The sequence below is a fragment of the Clostridium zeae genome, from assembly GCF_017312485.1.
Taxonomy (GTDB): domain Bacteria; phylum Bacillota; class Clostridia; order Clostridiales; family Clostridiaceae; genus Clostridium_AR; species Clostridium_AR zeae.
Map to the genome: position 1 here is coordinate 69,296 of NZ_BMBA01000009.1, position 15,539 is coordinate 84,834.

17 protein-coding genes are annotated in these 15,539 nt (G+C 29.9%); 14 read left to right on the forward strand and 3 right to left on the reverse strand.

The annotated features are described in order from the left end of the window. Positions 1 to 12: 12 nt before the first annotated feature. Entirely contained in the window at positions 13 to 1,221 is a 1,209-nt protein-coding gene (locus tag J3477_RS23065; protein WP_206872595.1) for a DUF5050 domain-containing protein, read from the reverse strand. A gap of 326 nt (positions 1,222 to 1,547) precedes the next feature. On the opposite strand from J3477_RS23065, the gene J3477_RS23070 reads away from it, so the two are divergent. From J3477_RS23070 to J3477_RS23080, 3 genes are all read left to right on the forward strand, one after another. After that, entirely contained in the window at positions 1,548 to 2,234 is a 687-nt protein-coding gene (locus J3477_RS23070; RefSeq protein ID WP_206872596.1) for a M48 family metallopeptidase, read from the forward strand. A gap of 235 nt (positions 2,235 to 2,469) precedes the next feature. Then, positions 2,470 to 2,913 carry a MarR family winged helix-turn-helix transcriptional regulator gene (locus tag J3477_RS23075; protein WP_206872597.1) on the forward strand — a complete coding sequence of 148 codons (444 nt, stop codon included), beginning with the start codon at positions 2,470 to 2,472 and terminating at the stop codon, positions 2,911 to 2,913. Position 2,914: 1 nt separating this feature from the next. Next, complete coding sequence (locus J3477_RS23080; protein WP_206872598.1) at positions 2,915 to 4,255, forward strand: MATE family efflux transporter; 1,341 nt, start codon at positions 2,915 to 2,917, stop codon at positions 4,253 to 4,255. Positions 4,256 to 4,723: 468 nt separating this feature from the next. On the opposite strand, the gene J3477_RS23085 is transcribed toward J3477_RS23080, so the two are convergent. Further along, on the reverse strand, positions 4,724 to 4,906 hold the full coding sequence (locus tag J3477_RS23085) for a hypothetical protein (RefSeq protein ID WP_183279358.1): 183 nt from the start codon (positions 4,904 to 4,906) through the stop codon (positions 4,724 to 4,726). A 214-nt stretch (positions 4,907 to 5,120) separates the two neighbouring features. Here J3477_RS23085 and J3477_RS23090 point away from each other — a divergent pair, with 214 nt between their 5' ends. The 5 genes from J3477_RS23090 (at position 5,121) to J3477_RS23110 (ending at position 9,323) form a co-directional block, all read left to right on the forward strand. Further along, entirely contained in the window at positions 5,121 to 5,696 is a 576-nt protein-coding gene (locus J3477_RS23090) for a nucleoside recognition domain-containing protein (RefSeq protein WP_206872599.1), read from the forward strand. 9 nt (positions 5,697 to 5,705) lie between these two features. Next, a complete protein-coding gene (locus J3477_RS23095; protein WP_206872600.1) occupies positions 5,706 to 6,230 on the forward strand; it encodes a spore maturation protein in 525 nt (174 codons plus the stop codon). Positions 6,231 to 6,485: 255 nt separating this feature from the next. After that, complete coding sequence (locus J3477_RS23100) at positions 6,486 to 7,211, forward strand: ABC transporter ATP-binding protein (RefSeq protein ID WP_200270152.1); 726 nt, start codon at positions 6,486 to 6,488, stop codon at positions 7,209 to 7,211. Next, positions 7,204 to 8,874, forward strand: coding sequence for a putative ABC transporter permease subunit (locus J3477_RS23105; RefSeq protein WP_206872601.1), 1,671 nt, complete (start codon positions 7,204 to 7,206; stop codon positions 8,872 to 8,874). The genes J3477_RS23100 and J3477_RS23105 overlap by 8 nt, the downstream gene beginning before the upstream one ends. A 236-nt stretch (positions 8,875 to 9,110) precedes the next feature. Beyond that, entirely contained in the window at positions 9,111 to 9,323 is a 213-nt protein-coding gene (locus J3477_RS23110; protein ID WP_206872602.1) for a hypothetical protein, read from the forward strand. 85 nt (positions 9,324 to 9,408) lie between these two features. On the opposite strand, the gene J3477_RS23115 is transcribed toward J3477_RS23110, so the two are convergent. Then, on the reverse strand, positions 9,409 to 10,749 hold the full coding sequence (locus tag J3477_RS23115) for an MATE family efflux transporter (protein WP_206872603.1): 1,341 nt from the start codon (positions 10,747 to 10,749) through the stop codon (positions 9,409 to 9,411). A gap of 450 nt (positions 10,750 to 11,199) precedes the next feature. On the opposite strand from J3477_RS23115, the gene J3477_RS23120 reads away from it, so the two are divergent. The 6 genes from J3477_RS23120 to J3477_RS23145 all read left to right on the forward strand — a co-directional run bounded on the left by J3477_RS23120 (position 11,200) and on the right by J3477_RS23145 (position 15,525). Continuing rightward, positions 11,200 to 11,931 carry a LytR/AlgR family response regulator transcription factor gene (locus tag J3477_RS23120; protein WP_206872604.1) on the forward strand — a complete coding sequence of 244 codons (732 nt, stop codon included), beginning with the start codon at positions 11,200 to 11,202 and terminating at the stop codon, positions 11,929 to 11,931. 143 nt (positions 11,932 to 12,074) lie between these two features. Continuing rightward, positions 12,075 to 12,362: a hypothetical protein gene (locus J3477_RS23125; RefSeq protein ID WP_206872605.1), complete on the forward strand. Its 288-nt coding sequence runs from the start codon at positions 12,075 to 12,077 to the stop codon at positions 12,360 to 12,362. A gap of 395 nt (positions 12,363 to 12,757) precedes the next feature. Beyond that, positions 12,758 to 13,198, forward strand: a complete 441-nt coding sequence (locus J3477_RS23130; RefSeq protein WP_183279349.1) for an ACT domain-containing protein — start codon at positions 12,758 to 12,760, stop codon at positions 13,196 to 13,198. Positions 13,199 to 13,317: 119 nt separating this feature from the next. Then, positions 13,318 to 14,562 carry an aminopeptidase P family protein gene (locus J3477_RS23135; RefSeq protein WP_206872606.1) on the forward strand — a complete coding sequence of 415 codons (1,245 nt, stop codon included), beginning with the start codon at positions 13,318 to 13,320 and terminating at the stop codon, positions 14,560 to 14,562. A 140-nt stretch (positions 14,563 to 14,702) separates the two neighbouring features. After that, positions 14,703 to 15,143: a hypothetical protein gene (locus tag J3477_RS23140; RefSeq protein ID WP_206872607.1), complete on the forward strand. Its 441-nt coding sequence runs from the start codon at positions 14,703 to 14,705 to the stop codon at positions 15,141 to 15,143. A gap of 19 nt (positions 15,144 to 15,162) precedes the next feature. Next, a complete protein-coding gene (locus tag J3477_RS23145; RefSeq protein WP_206872608.1) occupies positions 15,163 to 15,525 on the forward strand; it encodes a phasin family protein in 363 nt (120 codons plus the stop codon). Positions 15,526 to 15,539: the final 14 nt, after the last annotated feature.

A 15,539-nucleotide genomic window follows, 5' to 3' on the forward strand; every position in this document is an offset into this window, starting at 1 on the left:
GAAAGGCATGCTTTATTTTACGTATTTTTCTTCACTTCCGTCCGTTTTAATAGAATAGTATAAATATGAGTTTTTATCAGTAACTCCTACTGGCAGAACGAAAATTCTATCATTCAATATAAATATTTTTCCAAAGGTTGTTATAGAATTTGATATAATAGAGGTTTTTTTAGTGGTTAAATTGTATTTTTCAAGTTTCATGTCAAAACCTGTAGGTTTAGAGCTGTCATGTGGATAAATGCCTATAAAATATAAATTGTCATTATATATATTAAAGTTGCCTATACCTGCGTTTGAAAAACTAGACAAAATTGAAAATTTCTTTGTTGATAAATCAAATTTCACTAAATCTATATTTAATGAAGTGTCGTCTAGGCTTCTAAAGTAATAAATAGAGTTTTCATATAAAATAAATGAAGAGGTTCTGTCTTCCAGGACTTTTTCTAAATTTGTGCCATCTAAGTTCATTGAGTAAATTTCATTTCTCCATTTTAAATTATGCTCGTCTCCATAGGTAACCATATCAGAATAATAAATTTTATTATTATAAATAAATAAGGTCGAAGGATCCTCTGGATACCAATTTTTATCTTTTGATAAATCAGATTTTATTGTTGTAAGTGAGTCGCCATTAAGTGTCATCTTTTTGATTGAACAATCGCTTGGGCTAATAAAGTAAATCCAATCATTATATATATAATAAGGGCCACATTGATTTGCTAGTATAGTATTTTCATGAGTCGATATATTGGTTTTCATTAATGCAGAAATGGAATTTGATTTATAGTAAACATTATTATTTATTATGTTTATACTTGAAGCGTTGGATATATCATTTAGTTTTTTAAAGAAGGTGGTTCCATCCTCCATTGAATAGACTAAGGGAGAGTCGTAAGATAGTGTTACAGAAGGTGATATAAATAAGAAGTTATTAGAATATCTTACAAAGCCACCATTAATATAATTGCTTAAAGAATTAATATTATCTACTGAGTTATGTAGTCCACTATCAGTTAATTTAAGGCTGCTATTAAGAGATTCAACAGCAGTGGCAGGGGCGCTAGTATTCGAAGAAGTGCTTTTTGTTTCCTGGGGATTGTTTTTAGTGGTTTGCTCCTTTGGTTTATCATTGTTGTTTGTATTTTTATAAGAAATAGAGAAAAAAGTAATAACTGATATAATAAGTATAATTACAGCTGAGATAAAAAAACGTTTTTTCATATATTACCTCCAGTAAAGTTATAATTACTTATTCTAGCCATTTTATGTAAATCCTTCTAAGATATTATTTATTATATGAATTCTTACTTCAAAATTTAACTTATTTGTGATAATAAAATTGTACAGCCAGTAAGCCTCATATTCAAATATAAACTTATATGCTATTATGATATGAAAAAGTATCATTAAGGTAAATTTAAATTATTACTAAAGATGTATTGGTTTGAGCAGAAGTCTATTTTCTAATTCCTCTAGATTTTTAGATTAGAATTTGAGAATATAAATTTTATTATGAAATGGTACATCGATATATGCAGGAGATTAAGATGGAATATCAGTTAATAAGATCTAAAAGAAAGACCGTAGCGATAGAAGTAAAAGAGGATAGAATAATCATAAAATGTCCTTATAATTGTTCGAAGCAATACATAGATAGTCTCATTGATAAGAATAGAGTATGGATTGAAGAGACACATAGGAAGGTAATGGGTAAGAAAGCTAACAAGCTAACATATAAAGAAGGGCAAAACGTTTATTATATGGGTGTGCCATATGAAATAAAAATTATTAAGGGAATAAGAAATTCATTAGAATTTGATGGGGATAAATTTAAATTTACAATTATGAGTTCTCAATTTAACAACAGTGAAGAGAATGAAAAAGTAAGAGTTGAACTTATGATGGCGTGGTTTAGAAAAGAGGGTACTGAGTACTTAACTAAAAGAACATCTGATTTGGCAAAGCAGTTAGGACTAACTATAAATAAAGTATATATAAAAAATGTTAGAACCATATGGGGAAGTTGCTCAAGTAAAAACAACATAAATTATAATATAAGGTTGATTTCTATGCCTAAAGAAGTTATTGATTATGTTATAATACATGAGTTATGTCACTTAGTTCAAAGGAATCACTCTGAGAAGTTTTGGGGGTTAGTTGGAGAGATAATACCCGATTATAAACAGAGAAGGAGTTTTCTTAAAAACAATAGTTCAAAATATTGTAATTGGTAAGTAAGATGAAACACTTCAATCCGATATCTATTTTCAAGACTCCTCTGGGCTCTGAGAGGGGAATTTGAAAATATAAATTTAAATGTGAAGTTATTCATTTATAGAAAAAAATAATTTTAAAGTGAGTACGTTTTCTTTTAATATTTGGATAATTATGTAGTTGCATTTGCAACTATTTTTTATTATACTAAGTTTTGCATCGAAAAATTGTATCCAGTATAATAGGAGAATTTTTATGAATAAGAAAGATAAGATGCTTGGACGTTATATATCTCAGTTATATAGATTGGGTAGTGCATTTATTACTAAAGAATTATCAAAGTTTAATATAGGTTATGGACAGTTTATGTTTTTAGTAGAGCTGTATAAACATGAAAGCATGTGCCAAGAAGAGCTTGCTGAGATGCTACATATAGATAAAGGAACTACAGCCAGAGCTATAAAGAAGCTTGAGGAACAAGGATATGTAGTAAGAATTAAGGATATTTCTGATAGAAGGGCGTATAAGTTATCTGTAACTGATAAAGCAAAGGAAATTGAACCGCATATTAGAGATATTTTATATGATTGGAATGATAAACTTACTTCTGATTTAACTGAGGACGAGAAAAAAATGGCTCTTGAGCTAATGAGTAAGATCGCAAAAAATCAAAGGATATGTGCAGGAAAGGAGAAATAACATGGATAGACAAAAGAGATTAGGTGAAGAACATATAGGGTCTCTACTCTTAAAATTTTCAGTACCGGCTATAATAGGAATGCTAGTCAATGCACTTTACAATGTAGTAGATAGAATATTCATAGGAAATATTCCTGGAATAGGAAAAGATGCATTAACAGGGGTTGGAATAACTCTTCCAATAATGACTATTATAATGGCTTTTGGTATGTTAGTAGGAATAGGTACAGCTACGGCTATATCCATAAGACTTGGACAGGGAAAGAAAGACGAGGCAGAAAACATCTTAGGAAATGCTTTTATGCTTTTGATTATAACTGGTGTAATTATAACAATAGTAGGGCTTTTAACAATGGATCCAGTATTAAATGCATTTGGAGCTAGTGAAGTGACCTTAAAGTATGCAAAGCAATTCATACAGGTAATATTTATAGGTTCTATATTTAATGTGCTTGGATTTGGCTTAAATCATTCTATAAGAGCGGACGGTAATCCTAAAATAGCTATGTTTACAATGCTTATTGGGGCTATAATAAATACTATATTAGAGCCAATATTTATTTTTGTTCTTCATTTAGGAGTAAGGGGTGGAGCTGCTGCTACAGTTATTGCACAGTTTGTATCTATGCTATGGATATTAAGATATTTCACTAAAGGAAATAGTATACTAAAGCTTAGAGTTAAAAACTTTAAGTTAAAGAAAGAATTTGTATTAAGTATAGTTGCAATAGGTATCTCTCCTTTTGCAATGCAAATAGCTGCGAGTGTTGTTCAAATTATATCTAATAATGCCTTAAGAACTTATGGAGGAGATGTATCTATAGCTGCAATGTCAATTATAAGTTCTGTAGCAATGATATTCATGATGCCTATATTCGGTATAAACCAAGGCTCATTACCTATAATAGGTTACAACTATGGAGCTAAGAAATATTCAAGGGTTAAAGAAGCTGTAAAGAAAGGATCTATAGCAGCAACAGCAATAGTTGTAATTGGATTCTTAGTAGTAGAGATCGTTCCTCACTTTGTAATAACTATATTTAACAGCGATGAAGAGCTTGTAAGAGTAGGTAGCAACGGTCTTAGAATATTCTTATTTATGTTGCCTGTAATAGGATTTCAGGCTATAAGTGCAAATTACTTTCAAAGTATAGGTAAGGCTAAAATGGCAATGTTCTTAAGTATGTTAAGACAGGTAATACTTTTAATACCGTTATTAATTATACTTCCTACATTTTTAGGTCTTACTGGCGTTTGGCTTGCTGGTCCTATATCTGACGGACTTTCAGCACTTATAACAGCAATTGTATTTTATAAAGATGTAAAGTCATTGAAAGAGTAATTTGATAGCTATATTATTAAATTTAAGTGGTTATGCAGGAGATGCTATATGAGCGAGCTATTAGAATTAAATGATTTTTTCAGATGGAATGGCGTAAGGAAACTGTACTGTTCGAACGTAGTGAGTTTACAGTTTTAGCCATGGAATATGAAAAAATCATATTAATTCTTTGCGTAAGCTCATTAAAGCATCGGATGACTAACCACTTAATTTCAACATAGTATCTTAACATAAAAAGACCAGATAAATTCTTTTTAAGAATTTATCTGGTCTTAATTTTTTTTATTCTTTAGGAAATTATATCTCAATTATATCTGTTGATAATTATGCGAACAGACTTAAGACATAGTATAAGTTAAAGAATAAAAAAGAAAAATATGTCGCCTGCCAGAATTTCTTCACATACGTTCAGAAAAGGCAGATGCGCAAAAAAAAATTCACTGAAGAAGATCGCTTTAGCGAATTTTTTTATATGATTCCTTCTGTTTTTAATATATCTTCAAGCTGTTGAACTTTTTCTGTTAACTTAATAAATTTCTTTTTAAGTCCATCGGTAGATTCATTTCCGTCAATACTTCTTTCGATTTCTTCTACAGCTGCTAATGCTTCCTCGATATCTTGTTGAGCAAGCTTAAGGTTATTTTCATCCATAAGTAATCTCCTTTGTTCCAGTCATAAAAAATATTATAAGGTACAGTTTAATGTTATCATTACTAAACCATCAGTGCAAGGCATATATTGTATAGATGTGAAGGGTGACAGATTTAAATCTATCAATTCATGATTAAGTGCGTTCCAGCCTTATATGAATTGATTAATTATCAAAAGTTGCTTGAAAATCTTAAATATGAAATGGAGGAAATATATGATTAATTACATATGGTTTTTCATGTTACTTTTAGGAATAGCTGTAGGTGTATTTACTGGAAATGGAGAATTAATTTCAAAAGCAATAGTAGATTCAACAGCATCAACAACAGATTTGCTTCTTGGTCTTTTGGGTGTGATGTGCTTTTGGTGCGGAACTATGAAGGTAGCAGAGAAGAGCGGATTAACCAATGTATTAGCAAATCTACTAAAACCGATATTAAGGCTTTTATTTAAAGATGCGGCTAGAGATGAAAAAACTTTAGGTTCAATAGTTATGAATCTAACAGCAAATATGCTAGGCTTATCTAATGCTGCTACGCCTTTTGGGATTAAAGCTATGGAAGAAATGGACAAGCTTAATCCTAAGAAAAGCATTGCCTCAAATGATATGGCTTTGTTTTTGGTTATAAATGCAGCATGTGTTCAGTTTGTGCCATCTACAGTAATATCAATAAGGGCTGCAGCTGGTTCGAGTAATCCAGGTGCAATAATAATACCGACCATTATTGCTACAGGATGTGCAGCAATAATGGGGGTTACTTGTTGCAAGATTCTGCAAAAATACTTCTAGGAGGATTTTATGTTTAACTATCTATTAAAAAGCATAATACCAATAATATTTATAGTTATTTTAATCTACGGAATGATAAAGGGAAGAAAAGTTTATGAATGGTTTGTAGAAGGAGCAAAAGAAGGATTACATGTATGTTATAGAATATTCCCATATCTATTATCAATGATAATAGCAGTAAAGATATTTAGAGAAGCTAAGCTTTTAGATATGTTAAATAATATCTTAGCACCAGTAGCTTCTATTATAGGATTACCAAAGGAACTTATCCCTCTTATATTGGTTAAACCTCTTTCAGGGAGTGGAGCTCTTGGTGTACTTACAGATATATTAAAACAATATGGACCGGATAGTTTTATTGGATTGGTTGGTTCCGTAATAATGGGAAGTACTGAAACTATTTTTTATACAATCACTGTATATTTTGGAGCAGTTGGAATTAAAAAGATAAGACATACATTATGGGCTGCTTTGATGGCAGATCTCACAGCTATTATAGTTGCTGTTACAGTGGTAAGGGTCTTATTTTTCTAAATATCTATCAAAGAATACTTCGATACTAATTTGTTATGATAGGCAATATAAATATAGGCTTATCACAATTATTGGTGACGGAGTATTTTGTTTTATAATTTAAATACGGCGCATTAATAGCAACTATAAATTAAATTTTTAAAATAAGTATAATTTGTTGAAAACATGCCTATATATTTAAGATAGATTTTAATAATCTTAAGGTCAAATTAAGATAAGTATGGTAAAATTTTTCTATAAAAGGAGGAGATAAAGATGATTGAAATAATGAATGTTTCTAAGAGCTACAACAAGATAAACAATGCTGTAGACAGTATAGATATTAAGATAAACGATGGAGAGATATTTGGATTTTTAGGTCCTAATGGTGCAGGAAAAACCACCACTATAAAAATGATAACTGGAATAATAGCTCCAAGTAAAGGTGATGTAAAGATAAATGGTATAAGCATAACTGATAATCCACTAGAAGCTAAAAAGCATTTTGCTTATGTACCAGATAGTCCAGATATGTTTTTGAGATTAAAAGGTATAGAATACCTTAATTTTATGGCTGATGTTTATAATGTTCCAAAGGAGCAGAGAAAGAAAAAGATTGAAGAACTTTCAAAGAGATTTGAGATGTCTACAGCCCTAACCGATCAGATACAGTCCTATTCTCATGGTATGAGGCAGAAGATAGTGCTTATGGGAGCTTTAATACATGATCCGGAGGTGTGGATATTAGATGAACCTCTTACTGGGTTGGATCCAAAATCTGCATATATACTAAAAGAAATGATGAGAGAACACACAAATTCAGGCAAGAGTGTATTCTTTTCAACCCATGTACTAGATGTGGCTGAAAAAGTCTGTGATAGAGTTGCAATCATAAATAAAGGAAAAATACTGTTCTGTGGAACTTTAACTGAGATGAAAGAGCACTTTAAAACTAATGAGTCCTTAGAGCAGATGTTCTTGGAGATGACTGAAAATGAATAGAGTACTATTATTAACAAAGATATTCTTGAAAACAGGTTTTGGAAATACAAGAAGATGTAAAAGAAAAACTAATTCTAAGATAGTAAATGCATTAATTTTATTATTTACTGTACCAATGATAATGTTTGGTATTGGAGGAATGACCTTTGGTATATTCGAAGTTCTTCATCAGCTTAATCAAGAAGGGCTTTTAATTGGTATGGCATATAACTTGATTTCTGTAGTAATATTTATATTTGGAATAATGTCTGTAATAAGTATTTTTTATTTCTCAAAAGATATAGATTTTGTACTGCCACTTCCTTTTAAAGCACATGAGATATCTTTGGCTAAGTTTATAACTGTAATAATATATCAATATATGATACAAGTATTTGTATTATTGCCTGCAATAGGTATATATGGTTTTAAGACTGGAGCAGGTATAGGCTTCTATCTAGCTTCAATAATATGTTTTATATTTATGCCTATATTGCCAGTGACATATTGCTCGCTTATAGCTATGCTACTTATGAGATTCACAAACCTTGCAAAGCATAAAGATGCCTTTAGAGTTGTAACTGGTCTAATAGCTATATTTATAGCTGTAGGAATTAATATCTTTTCAAATACGTTAGGATCAAGAGCAGGTTCATCTGGGGATGCACAGCAGCTTATAAATAACTTAATTGCAAATAAGAATTCAGCAGTAGCTGGGCTTTCTAGCTTTTTTATAACAGCAAAAATAGGAACCTATGCCACAATAGCAGAAAGCACTTCAAAGATGGCTGTTAACCTAGTCTTATTTGTATTAATTAATGCTTTAGCATTGGTTGTGTTTATAGTAATTGCTGATAAATTATACCTTAAGGGCGCAGTTGGAAATTCCGAAAGTTTTGGTGGTAGAAAAGAATTAAAGAAAGAAGCATTGGATAAGAGCACAAAAGAAAAGTCTCAGCTTATGACTTGGTTCAATAAAGAACTTCTACTTTTATTTAGAACACCAGCATATCTTTTGAACTGTATTTCTACTGTTATAATAATACCTGTTGCCTTTGCTATGCCTATGATTGCTCAAGGTGGAATAGGTAAGATAAATGAGACCGCTAAATCAGTACTAGCTGATACACATAGTTTTAACATAATAATCGGAGTGGCTTTTGCAGTTGTTATCTTCTTTACTGCAACTAACCCTACAGCATCAACTTCTATTTCAAGAGAAGGTGATAATCTTTATATATCAAAGTTCTTGCCAGTAAGCTTTATGACACAAATTATGGCTAAGGTATTAATATCAGTGCTAATAAATAGTCTATTAGTGATTATGTTTATGATAGCAGGTATAGTTGTTGGTGTGCCAATTACTTTGCTATTGTTGATATTCATTCTAGCAATATTGGAGATATTTATGTTCTCAATGCTGGGAATATTGATTGATCTACAGTCGCCAAAGCTTGTTTGGGATGATGAGCAAAAGGCTGTAAAACAAAATTTGAACCCATTAAAATGTGTACTTATAGGGTTAGTTATTGGTGGAGTTGGAGCAGTAGCAACTATATTTATAGGTGCAAATTATTTAATATCATATTTTGCGTTGGCATTAATAACTTTGGTATTAAATATTGTATTATATAAAATACTAAGTACTGTAGGTGTTAAGATGTTTAGCAACCTAACAGATTAAAAATACATTTGTTAAATGTTTGTTAAGAATATAAAAATGATGAAACTTTTAGTATCTTTTCTACGTCTATATATATAAAGAGTTTATATAGCGAAACTTAGTTTATACTTGTTCGAAAATCTCGGCTTCTGGGGATTTTCGTGCATGCATAAATTAATAGTTGAGCTAGGAATTCTGTAAAAGGAAAGTTAGATGTTTTAGTTTTGTAGTTTACCGAGATCTAGAGGAGTGAGTTTATGGAAAAGAAATTAAAAGAACTTTTATCAGTTACAGATGATGATATAAGATATTTAGCATACGGTATAGGATCAGGCACTACTATTGGACTGATTCTGGGTTTCTTTATAAGTAACCCTCCTCTAGGGTTCTCTTTAGGTGGAGTACTGGGTATCATCGTATCTGGAATATATTCGATATACAAAAAAATTGTTGAAACTAAAAAAGATTGACTGCTAAAAAGGTTAAGAAAGGATGCTAGAAGTGAAATTTATTTCTAGTATCCTTTTCTATTAAGTTAATTATGAAGTAATTCATCTATAACGCACTAAAACGTCTTCGAAATAATATGAAGATTATAGAACCATCAACGACCCATTGTATACCTGTAATTAGCCAAGCGTATGTAACAGGCAGTTTAAAGATATGAATTACTATAAACATTAGAGGAAGCCTAATGGCCCAACTGGAGAACATAGATACTTTAAAAGGTGTCTTAGTATCTCCTGAACCTTTTAAAACTCCTCCTGCAACCATAGATAAAGCCATAAATGGCTGCTCTATTGATGCTAACATGAGACAAATAATAGCTTCGTTTATAACAAATTTTTCACTTGAGGCTATAAATAGAGAAACTAAAAATCTAGGAATAACTAAAAATAATATGGAGCAGATTAGCATAATAAGTGTAGCTAAAAATATAGAACAATAAGCATATTCTTTGGCTTTTTTATAATCTCTTTCGCCAATTTTTTTTCCAACTAAGGCTGTGGCTGCAACAGCAAAACCCCATCCAGGCATAAAGGATATTGATTCTATAGATGTTGTTATTTGATTAGCTGCGAAAGCAAAACTTCCTAAGGAAACTATAAAGAAATTACTTAAAAGCCTACTTATACTAAAAGCGCCCTCTTGAAGCGCGGAAGGAATGGACAAAGTCATAAGACTTTTGAACATTGAATAGTTTAATTGCCTTATATATTTAAATCTTACTTTTATTTCAGAATATCTGTACATATAAAATAGTATAAAAATAAAACCTACAATTTGTGCAGAAGTAGTTGCAATTGCTGCGCCCATAATTCCCATAGGATGTAGGCCAAGCTTACCAAAGATTAAAATATAATCTAAAGATATATTTATTATATTTATTATTATAGAAGCTATTAAAGGTGTTTTAGTATTTCCAGAGCCTCTTAGGGAAGCATTGAGGCTATTCATAAACATATTAAAGGTAATGCCTATAGAGGCTATTTTCATATAAGGAGTACCTAGGTGTATGATATTTTCTTCAGCCCCTACTATTCTAAACAACAATGAGGAACTAAAGAAAAGAAAAGCAAAAACACATATTGAAATTATTACTGAAGTTAAAAAGCCCAAAGTTGCGTATTCTTCAGCCATATCAAGCTTGTTAGCGCCTATTTTTCTTGCAACCAAAGAAGATATACCTATTGATATTCCATTGGCCACAAGTATATTAGAAAAGGTATATATTATTTCACTGCCAAGTCCTACACTGCTTACAGCTAAATTGCCACCATATTTTCCTACCATCATAGTATCAAATACACCAATCATCATATACAGAATCATTTCACCTACTGCCGGTAAGGCTATATTCAATACATCTATAATAGTATTTTTATATATTTTCATATAACTCTCCTCTCATAAAAAATCATAATAATTATATCACAGTACTTATAATTAAGTGGTGGAGTTAAATTAAACGTATTGTTGAAGTTTAAGAGATACCAATAAAGCTAGTTAAGACCCAGAAGAGTAGTCTATAAATTTGAATCATAGAGCTTTGATTTATAAAATGGTGATACTAAGTGTAACATATATTTACATATAATAAAATTATTAATATAATTGTATTGGATTAACATTGATAAAGTCTGTATATTTGAAGTTTACTTATACTATTTTTAAGTTTTAAGATAATTACTTATGCCTTATCTTCTTGATTAATTTTTATCGTATCCTTAGAAATCATACAGGAAAGCTATAGGGATATAAATAATATATGGCGTTATGTCTTTAAGTTAAATACTGTAACATAATTAAAGTTAAGAGTGCAAGAAAGGCTGGTGAATAAAGTATATGAATATAATATTATGTGAAGATGATGAGAAGCAAAGAATAGATATATTGAGGAATATAGATTATATAATAAAAGAAAATAATCTAGAGATGAATATTTATATGTCTACAGATAGCCCTCATGATGTCTTAAAGATTGCTGATGAAAGTTCAGAAGTTAAGTTATACATATTAGATGTAAATCTTAATTCTAACATAAACGGAATAGAATTGGCTGATAAAATAAGAAATAAGGATTCACAATCTTACTTAATATTTATCACTAGTCATTCGGAGCTTGCCTACTTAACATTTAAATATAAGGTAGAAGCCTTTGATTATTTAGTTAAGGATTCGAGAGACAATCTGTTTAAGGATTTAAAAGATGCTTTAATAAAGATACAAAAAAGGTCTCTTGGGGGAGACGAAAATAAAAAGTTTTTTATAATAAGAGATGGAAAGTCTATAACAAAGATTGAGTTTAAAGACATATTATTCTTTGAAACTACGGCAATTAAAAATAAACTTAAGGTTAACTGTATTAATAGATGTAAAGAATTTTATAGTAAGTTAAAAGATGTAGAGGAATGTTTAGATGAAAGCTTTATTAAGTGCCATAAATCTTTCATTGTGAATACGGATAATATTGATTTAGTAAACAAGAAAGAAAAGCTTATCTATATGAAAAATGGACAGACTTGTTACTTATCAAAAACTTATGTAAAAGATTTATTAGAAAAAATTAAAACATGATAAGTAGTTATATAGCTTACGATCCGGTTAGAAGTGAAATTGTATGTTTCAGTATATAAAAATATCAATACCTATATTAATTTGATAGCATTAAGTTAGTATTATTATGGCGTAGGTAAAATTAAAAGATTAAGAGGTATAGTATGGAAATATTTGTGTTATGTTTAAAATTAATGATTACAGTAACCCTTTCAACAGTTATTTTTTCAAAGATATTTTCTACATTAAATAGGAGTATTCTAAAATTATTCATTCCTATACAGAGGTTCATCAATAGATTGAAAAGAAAGAGCATGTACAGCGGAATTGCTTTTATATGTACTTTTATGGTAATTACCTTAATAAATGATAAGTATAATCTCAGTTATATTAGTTATGGAGTATTATTTGGATTAGCAAATGCATTGATAAGTATTTGTTTTTATGGATAGACAACTTAATATTTATTTGATCTAATTTTAGAATTGAAAAATGGAGGTAAATATGTCAAGCCTTAAAGCATTATTAAATTTATCACTCAATGTTTTAGCTACTTTTGTGATAGTTGCTTATTATTATTTTATAATTTAATAGCATAGAAAAAAGAAACATCAACAAATCTATAAAAGCTATAAAATATCCAATCAAGAGTAACTCGTAGGCGTATAACTTACGAGAATTTTTATGTATTAGAGGCTTTTTTGTTGTATATGAAAATTAATCTTATAAAAAATGTGGAAATTTATTAAGAAAATATAAGATTTAAATTGATATATATATGAATTTTGTTAAATATCGTCCTTATATGCTATAATTGTAAATATATAATATAAAGAAGGTGGAGCATATGGCAGGGGATATATACTATGTGATCAGTGAAAGAGTGATTCCGGAAATATTCTTAAAGGTTTTAAAAGTAAATGAACTTTTATATACAGGAGAAGTAAAGGATATTACTGAGGGTATAAGGCAAGTTGGGATAAGTAGAAGTGCTTACTATAAGTATAAAGATCATGTGTTCCCGATGAGTGAAAGTATCAATTCAAAAAAGATAACTCTTGCAGTTAGCATGAGTCACGAGGCTGGAATATTATCGAAGGTTTTAGATAAGATAGCAGAGATGAAGGGTAATGTTCTTACAATAAATCAAGACATACCTATGAATATGATTGCTATTGCCACCATAACTGTTGACATATCTGGACTTGAAATTGATGTAAAAGCACTAATAAAGCAAATAGATTGTTTAAAAGGGGTTATTAAGGTAAAACTATTTGCTATGGAATAATTTGTGATATAATTACAATAAATATAAGATTATCAGTTAACTTTAAATATTCAGAAATTTTAATTGGGATATTGATTGGTTACTTATAGTTAAAGTTAATTGCAAGAGGAGTGATTTGGTTGAAGAAAAATATTTTTATAAATAATAGAAAGAGACTTTTTGATAAACTTGAAGATGGAGCAATGGTTGTACTTTTAGCTGGAGAAGCACCTAAAAAAACAGCTGATGAAATATATCCATTTACTCCAAATAGAAATTTCTATTATATTACTGGAATAAATGAAGAAAAACATAAGGTAGTGCTTTTCAAAGCAAATGGGGTTGAAGAGGAAATTTTATTTATACAAAAACCAGATCCAGTTAAAGAAAAATGGGTTGGCAAGACTGTAAGAGAATCTGAAGCTATTGAGCTGTCAGGGATTGAAACAGTTTTATATTTAGAAGATTTTAATAGCACTATAAATCAAAAGTTATCTTCAGGAAAGGTAAAAGCTTTTTATCTAGACTTGGAAAGAAGAAGTTTTGAAGACAGAATTACCATATCAGAAGAGTTTGGCCAGGATATATCAAAAAGATATCCTTATATAACTATAAAAAATGCGTATGGATTAATTTCAGAGCTTAGAACTATAAAGGCTCCTGAAGAAATTGAAGAGATGAAAAAAGCCATTGATATAACTATAGAAGGTGTAAACTCACTTATGAAAAATGCAAAGTCAGGTTTAAAGGAATATGAACTTGAAGCATACTTTGACTTCCATTTAAAGAAAAATGGTGTTAAAGATTTTGCATTTAAGACAATAGCAGCAGCAGGGAAAAATGCAACAATTCTGCACTATGTTGAAAATAATAGTACTATAAATGAAGATGATCTTATATTATTCGACTTAGGTGCTCAATATAATTATTATAATGCAGATATTACTAGAACTTTTCCTATAAGCGGAAGGTTTACTGAAAGACAAAAGGCTGTTTATGAAGCTGTACTTAGAGTTAATGAAGCAATCATAGAGGCATTAAAACCAGGTGTGAATTTCCGGGAAATAAATAATAAAGCTACTGATTTGATAGCAGAAGAATGTATTAAGTTAGGACTTATAAAAGATAAAAAAGATGTTAAAAACTACTATTGGCATAGTATAGGTCATGGACTAGGATTAGATACACATGATGTTGGTGAGAGAAATGTAGACTTAAGACCTGGTATGGTATATACAGTAGAACCAGGAATATATATAGAAGAGGAAGGCATTGGGGTAAGAATAGAAGATGATGTGCTAATAACAAAAAATGGTAATGAGGTTCTTACTAAAGCTATGATAAAATCAGTGGAAGATATTGAGAGGTTTATGAGTAATAGATAAAACTTCAAATATATAATATCAATTAATACAATATGATAAATTTATATTACAAATAAATAATATAACAAGTGAGATGAATTGCAGCTAAGTGGTTTTAAATATATGAAACTTTTAGCTGCTTGCTTATAGGAGGAAATTTTATGGGCTTTTTTCAGGGAAGATATGGTTTTGATCTTTTGTCTAAAATATTAGTTTTGTTAGGACTAATGTTTTCTCTATGGCATAATGTGATTACGTATGGGTTGGGGTTGCTTTTGATAGGATATGGCTTTTACAGAGCTTTCTCAAGAGATATAACAAAAAGGAGCAACGAGGCACTAAGATTTGAAAGCTTTTTAAGAAGTAAGTTAGGAAAGTTGATTAATAATAGAAATAATTATGGAAATAGAAGTTCATATGGTAATAAAGGCTTTAGTTTTGGCAATTATAGAAATAAGGCATCTGCGTGGTACAACGAAAGAAAAAATTACAAAATAGTAAAATGTCCTAATTGTAGTCAAAAGTTAAGGCTTCCAAAAGGAAAAGGGAAGATAGTTGTGACTTGTAGAAAATGCTCTAATGAGTTTAAAATGAAAACTTGATTTATGAGGAGATGGTTATATGTTTAATGAACTAAAAAAGGTTATGCTAGCTGGAGTGGGTGCAGTAGCAACCACTTATGAAAAGGCTAATGAGATCGTAAATGAAATGGTCGAAAAGGGAAAAATAACAGTAGATGAAGGTAAAGAATTATCGGAAGAGTTAATGAGAGATTTTAAAGGAAAAGCTTCAACTACAACTAATAAGGTTATGGACAAAATTGATGATATTAGACCACTTACTAAACAAGAGTTAAATTCAGATTTAAAGGATAGAGATATTCCTACTAGAATGGAATTTGACAGTCTAAAGGATAGGGTTGAATTTTTAGAGTCTAAACTTTCGGAACTTATGGAAAAGCTTGATGAGGGCAAAGAAGAATAAATAAAACAATGGGG

Coding starts and splice junctions, on each gene's coding strand:
- J3477_RS23065 (WP_206872595.1), bottom strand. CDS start 1,221: ATGAAAAAACGTTTTTTTATCTCAGCTGTAATTATACTTATTATATCA.
- J3477_RS23070 (WP_206872596.1), top strand. CDS start 1,548: ATGGAATATCAGTTAATAAGATCTAAAAGAAAGACCGTAGCGATAGAA.
- J3477_RS23075 (WP_206872597.1), top strand. CDS start 2,470: ATGAATAAGAAAGATAAGATGCTTGGACGTTATATATCTCAGTTATAT.
- J3477_RS23080 (WP_206872598.1), top strand. CDS start 2,915: ATGGATAGACAAAAGAGATTAGGTGAAGAACATATAGGGTCTCTACTC.
- J3477_RS23085 (WP_183279358.1), bottom strand. CDS start 4,906: ATGGATGAAAATAACCTTAAGCTTGCTCAACAAGATATCGAGGAAGCA.
- J3477_RS23090 (WP_206872599.1), top strand. CDS start 5,121: ATGATTAATTACATATGGTTTTTCATGTTACTTTTAGGAATAGCTGTA.
- J3477_RS23095 (WP_206872600.1), top strand. CDS start 5,706: ATGTTTAACTATCTATTAAAAAGCATAATACCAATAATATTTATAGTT.
- J3477_RS23100 (WP_200270152.1), top strand. CDS start 6,486: ATGATTGAAATAATGAATGTTTCTAAGAGCTACAACAAGATAAACAAT.
- J3477_RS23105 (WP_206872601.1), top strand. CDS start 7,204: ATGAATAGAGTACTATTATTAACAAAGATATTCTTGAAAACAGGTTTT.
- J3477_RS23110 (WP_206872602.1), top strand. CDS start 9,111: ATGGAAAAGAAATTAAAAGAACTTTTATCAGTTACAGATGATGATATA.
- J3477_RS23115 (WP_206872603.1), bottom strand. CDS start 10,749: ATGAAAATATATAAAAATACTATTATAGATGTATTGAATATAGCCTTA.
- J3477_RS23120 (WP_206872604.1), top strand. CDS start 11,200: ATGAATATAATATTATGTGAAGATGATGAGAAGCAAAGAATAGATATA.
- J3477_RS23125 (WP_206872605.1), top strand. CDS start 12,075: ATGGAAATATTTGTGTTATGTTTAAAATTAATGATTACAGTAACCCTT.
- J3477_RS23130 (WP_183279349.1), top strand. CDS start 12,758: ATGGCAGGGGATATATACTATGTGATCAGTGAAAGAGTGATTCCGGAA.
- J3477_RS23140 (WP_206872607.1), top strand. CDS start 14,703: ATGGGCTTTTTTCAGGGAAGATATGGTTTTGATCTTTTGTCTAAAATA.
- J3477_RS23145 (WP_206872608.1), top strand. CDS start 15,163: ATGTTTAATGAACTAAAAAAGGTTATGCTAGCTGGAGTGGGTGCAGTA.